This is a genomic window from Halorubrum sp. CBA1125, from assembly GCF_009742825.1.
In the GTDB taxonomy this organism is placed as follows: Archaea; Halobacteriota; Halobacteria; order Halobacteriales; family Haloferacaceae; genus Halorubrum.
In genome coordinates, this window is the sequence record NZ_WPCE01000211.1 from 1 (window position 1) to 4,661 (window position 4,661).

The window sequence follows — 4,661 nt, forward strand, 5'->3', positions numbered from 1 at the left end:
GCGCGCTGTTCTGGGGCTGGCTCGTGGTCAGCTGGCTCAATCGCTGGCTCGGCGGCGTCCTCGTTCCGGTCGGCCAGCCGCTCGTCGCGCCCGGCAGCGTCGAGGCGGCGCTCGCCGCGGTCCCGGGACTCGCCGCGTACGCGGCCGACGCCGGGTTCGTGGTCGATCTCACGCCCGAGCTCGCCCGGGGGACGTGGCTCACGGTCGTCATCACCGGCGTGAGCCTCGTCTGCGGCTTCTTCATCGCCGTCCCGCTCGCGGTGGCGCGGGTGTACGGCCGGTTCACGGCGTGGCTCTCGCTCGCGTACACCGAGCTGCTGCGCGGCACGCCGCTTCTGGCACAGCTGTTCGTGCTCTACTACGGGCTGAACCTCGCGGCGTACGTCCCCGGCGCCCTCTCGGGCGTGTTCCCGCGCGACGTGGTCTGGGTCGCCATCCTCGGCTTCACGCTCAACGGCGCCGCCTACCAGGCGGAGTACATCCGCGGCGCCGTCGAGAGCGTCGGGGAGGGACAGATCACCGCGGGGCGTGCGATCGGGCTCTCGAAGCTGGAGGCGATCTATCACGTCGTGCTCCCGCAGGCGCTCCGCTACGCGATCCCCTCGTGGACGAACGAGTTCGTCTACCTGATCAAGTACTCGTCGCTGGCGGCGTTCATCACGGTCCCCGAGCTGTACTACCGCGCCGACCAGGTCGCCGCCGAGACGTTCCGGTACACCCTCATCTTCGTGGTGACCGGCGCGGTATACCTCGCGCTGGTGCTCACCGCCTCGAAAGTGATGGAAGGCGTCGACGAGCGGGTGGCGATCCCCGGACTCGGCGCCAAGCGAGAGCGGTAGCCTGCGTCGGAGACGGAACCCCGCATACGATCGCAGCGTCCTGTCTGCGACGACGATAAGCCCAGGATCGGCGGCCACCGGCCCGGCGGTCGAAGGCTACCGGGTCACACGAAGTCGCTCAGCCCCGCCTGTCCGTCGTCTGCGTCTTCACTTCCGTCGTCGCCCGGTTGCTCGCGGCCGTCGGCGTCTCCCGCCGTGCCGACGGTCTCGGACCCGTCGTCGTTCGCTGGTCTGTCGTCGTTCGCCGATCCGTCGTCCGTATCCGTCTGGGCCGCCGAGTCGTCCATTCCGTCCGTCTCGTCCGACTCCTCGTCGGCGGTCCGCGTCGCGCCGGCGAAGGCGCCCTCGGCGTGGTCTTCGATCGCCTCGTCGCGGCGCGCCTGCGCGTCCGCGACGATCGACTCGACCTTGTTCGTCGACTCGCCGGAGCCGGTGACGAAGGCGACGCCGGCCTCGTCGAGGTCGTACGCGGCCGCCATCGCGACCGTCAGCTCCCGCGGCTTGCAGTGGTGGGTGACGGTCCGCAAGAACGGCAGCACCTCGCGGCGGGCTGTCGAGACGCTGCAGCCGCTCTCGGCGGCGATCCGGCCGACGACCTCGTCGGCGGTCGCGTCCGTGGACGACCAGAACTGCGGTCGGCTGTACCGCGTCCACCCGCCCTTCGTCCCGTCGCGCGCGGCGGCGACCCCGGCGGCCGCGTTGTCGGTCGCGTACCGCCAGTACGAGTAGTTCTGCGTGGCGCGCACGCGACCGAGCCAGACGTCGGCGTTCGCGAGGAAGTCGTACGCGCGGACCGCCTCTGCCGGTTCGTACACGTCGAGCAGGTTGTGCTCGATCCACTTCGTCAGGTCGTCGGGGGTCTCGTCGACGGCGTACGCCGACCGCAGCGCCTCCTCGGCGGACTCCTCTTTCAGGACCGCGTCGAGGAAGGGGAAAAGCCCCATCGCCTTGTCCCGATCGGCGGTGACCACGTCGTCGACGGTGACGGCGTCCCGCCCCTCGGCCGCGGCCTGCAGGTCGTTGATCGCCCCTCGCAGATCGCCGCGGTTGCGCTCGGCGATCCGTTCGAGGGCGTCGGGCTCGAACTCGATCCCCTCCTTCCGGCAGACATCCCGGAGGACGGGGACGATGGACCGCGCGGAGACGTCGCGGAACTCGATCTCCCGGGTCGCGTTCCGGAGCCCCCGGGACATGTCGTAGTAGTCGTTGGCGATGAGGACGATCGGCTGGCCCGACTCCTTGACCAGCTCCGTGATGGCGCTCGCGCCCCCGCGGTCGTAGTTGCCGTGGATGTTGTCGGCCTCGTCCAGGATGACGAGCTGTCTGGAGGCGGTGTCGCCGCCGCTCGCGCCGCCGCCGGCCGCGCTCCCGCCGAGGGTGGCGTTGCGGGCGGCGCGTCCCGCGAACCGCTCGATGACGTCGGCGGTGCGCTGGTCGGAGGCGTTCAGCTCGACCGTCTCCCACCCCATGTCGTTCGCCAGCGCGTGGGCCGCGCTCGTCTTCCCCACGCCCGGACTGCCGTGGAGGACGACCGCCTCGCGGTGGTCGTCCCACGTGCGCGCCCACTCGGCGAACGCGTCGCGGGCCTTGTCGTTGCCGCGGACCTCCGAGAGCGTGCTCGGGCGGTACGTCTCCGTCCAGTCGGCCATTACCGGAGCAAGGAGCGAGCCGCGTTTAGTGGTTGCGGAGCGTCACTCGTGGGGGCCGAGACGTCGGTGAACCGCTCACTTCGTTCGCGGATGCATGACGCGATACCCCTCTCACGTGCTTCGTCGTACTTCGCCCTCACGACTGTCCTTTGAATTCCATCCCGGCACAGCAACCGTACCTCACGCCTCCCCGGCCTCGCGGTTCGCGCTCTCCGAGCGCTCACCGCGTCCAGCGAGAATCGGAGATTCTCTGGCAGTCGGGCGTCGCCCGACGACCTCTCGCTTGCAGCCGGCGGCGGAGCCGCCGGCGACGCCACCGCATGAATCGGTCACTCCTTCACCTGTACTGAGCGAATCGATAGAGCGAAGAATGATATGCGAACTGTTGGGTGACACCCTCGAGTCAGGTCACCTGTTCAACTCGGATGCAGCGAGAGGGAATCACACGATAGCGCGGCTCCTCTCGGCGCTGATTCGACAGGGAAAGAAGTCCGCTCTCCCCGATTTGAACGGGGGGCAAGCCGATCTACAGTCGGCTGCTCTACCAGGCTGAGCTAAGAGCGGTCACTTCAATTTAGACGCTGGATTCGACTTAAGGATTCCCTTTCAGCGGCGGTGTGCGCCGCCGTGTCGGAGTCGGATTCGGGGCGGCGATCGGTCGACTGAAACGCCGTCGCCTTCGAGCGCCAGCGGCCGTTTCGCGACGCGGGCGCCGCTCGCGCGGTTTTTAAGTCGGTCGCGGCGGGAGCGAGGGGTATGGCCGACGGCGACGACAGACAGGCGACGTTCGGGTCGGACGGCAGCCTCGAGACCGACACGACGCCGGAGGCGACCGGCGAGAACGACTTCGGCGAGCCGAAGGAACCGAACGAGACCGACGGCGGCTACAGCCGGTACGTCGTCTCCAGCCTCCTCCAGAAGGCGGTGCGCCGCTCCGACGAGGAGGTCGCCGCGTGGGCCGCCTGGGAGCTCTCCCGCTCCGGCTACGCGTGGAACCTCTGGGACCGGCTGAATCTCTACGTCGTCGAGGACCTCCGCGCCGGCGACGAGGTCGCGCTCCTGATCCAGCGCTACGAGGAGCTCGCCACGGAGCGCTGGGAACCCGCCGAGTGGGAGGGCCGAATCTGTGCGATCCACGCCGCGCTGGCCGCCGCCCGCGCCCGCTCGACCCGCGAGGCGCCCAACGCCGACGAGTACTTCCGCGCCGTCGCCGAGCGCCGCGCCGAGGCGCGCGAGCGGGGCGAGGAGCCCGCCCACGACTTCCCCGTCGGCGACCTCAAACCGGGCGGGGCGTTCGACGCGGTCTTCGACGGCCACACGGGCGACGGATCGCGGCTCGGTCGCGGCACGCGCTTCTTCAAGACCCACGGCGCCCGCGTCGGCCCCGAGGGCGAAGACGACCAGAGCGCGCGCTGGCAGCGGCTCGCGATGATTCTGGACGAGGACCGCGAGTACGCGCCCGAGGAACTCGACCGCGCCGTCGAACCGGTCGATCCCGAGGACCCGTGGGACGACCCGGAGACGAACGAGGGGAGGGACGGAAACGACGGAAACGACGTAGACGACGGGAGCGACGTAAATGACGGGAACGACGTAGACGACGGGGATCCGCACGGGTCGCTGTCGGACTTCTCCGAGTGACCCGTACGCTACAGTCCCGCGTGTCCGCCGCGGTCCCACGTCTCTTACCGTCGATCCGTCCGACGCGCCGCGAGTAGCGCGGCCGAGAGGAGCGCTGGGACGGCGACGGACGCGCCGAATCCGGGAACCCGACCGTCGGTTTCGCCAGGTCCGACGGAGCCCGAATCGTTCGCGTCGTGACCGGAATCGCCCCCGTCTGAGCCGGTGCCGTTCCCGTTCGGAGTGTCGGCTGTGGGCTCCGGATCGGGTGGCGGGGCCGCCTCGACGGCCGCCGCCACCGCGGCCGGGGCGTCGACGACGCCGTGTCCGTAGCGGTCGTCCGGCGCGGTCGCGTTCGCAGGGTGAACCGCGGTGTCGACGATCGCGGCCTGCACCGTCGCGTCGGTCGCCCGCCCGTCGGTCGCCGCGACCGCGAGCGCCGCGACCCCGGCCGTGTGAGGCGCGGCCATGCTCGTCCCCTGCCGGCGGACGTACGCGTTCGGCGCGTCCGGCGCCGCGCTGACGATCCCGACGCCGGGCGCGACGACGTCCG

Annotated in this window: 4 protein-coding genes and 1 tRNA gene; 2 read left to right on the plus strand and 3 right to left on the minus strand. The window is 70.5% G+C overall.

The window, feature by feature from the left end; genetic code table 11:
* A partial coding sequence (locus GJ633_RS14215) for an amino acid ABC transporter permease (RefSeq protein WP_156589340.1) occupies positions 1-839 on the plus strand: 839 nt, incomplete at its 5' end.
* 104 nt (positions 840-943) lie between these two features.
* On the opposite strand, the gene GJ633_RS14220 is transcribed toward GJ633_RS14215, so the two are convergent.
* Complete coding sequence (locus GJ633_RS14220; RefSeq protein WP_156589341.1) at positions 944-2,488, minus strand: replication factor C large subunit; 1,545 nt, start codon at positions 2,486-2,488, stop codon at positions 944-946.
* Positions 2,489-2,978: 490 nt separating this feature from the next.
* Positions 2,979-3,052, minus strand: a tRNA-Tyr gene (locus GJ633_RS14225).
* Positions 3,053-3,244: 192 nt separating this feature from the next.
* Here GJ633_RS14225 and GJ633_RS14230 point away from each other — a divergent pair.
* A complete protein-coding gene (locus GJ633_RS14230) occupies positions 3,245-4,129 on the plus strand; it encodes a hypothetical protein (protein WP_156589342.1) in 885 nt (294 codons plus the stop codon).
* A 44-nt stretch (positions 4,130-4,173) separates the two neighbouring features.
* Here GJ633_RS14230 and GJ633_RS14235 read toward each other — a convergent pair.
* On the minus strand, positions 4,174-4,661 hold a 488-nt coding region (locus tag GJ633_RS14235; protein WP_156589343.1), incomplete at its 5' end, for a S8 family serine peptidase.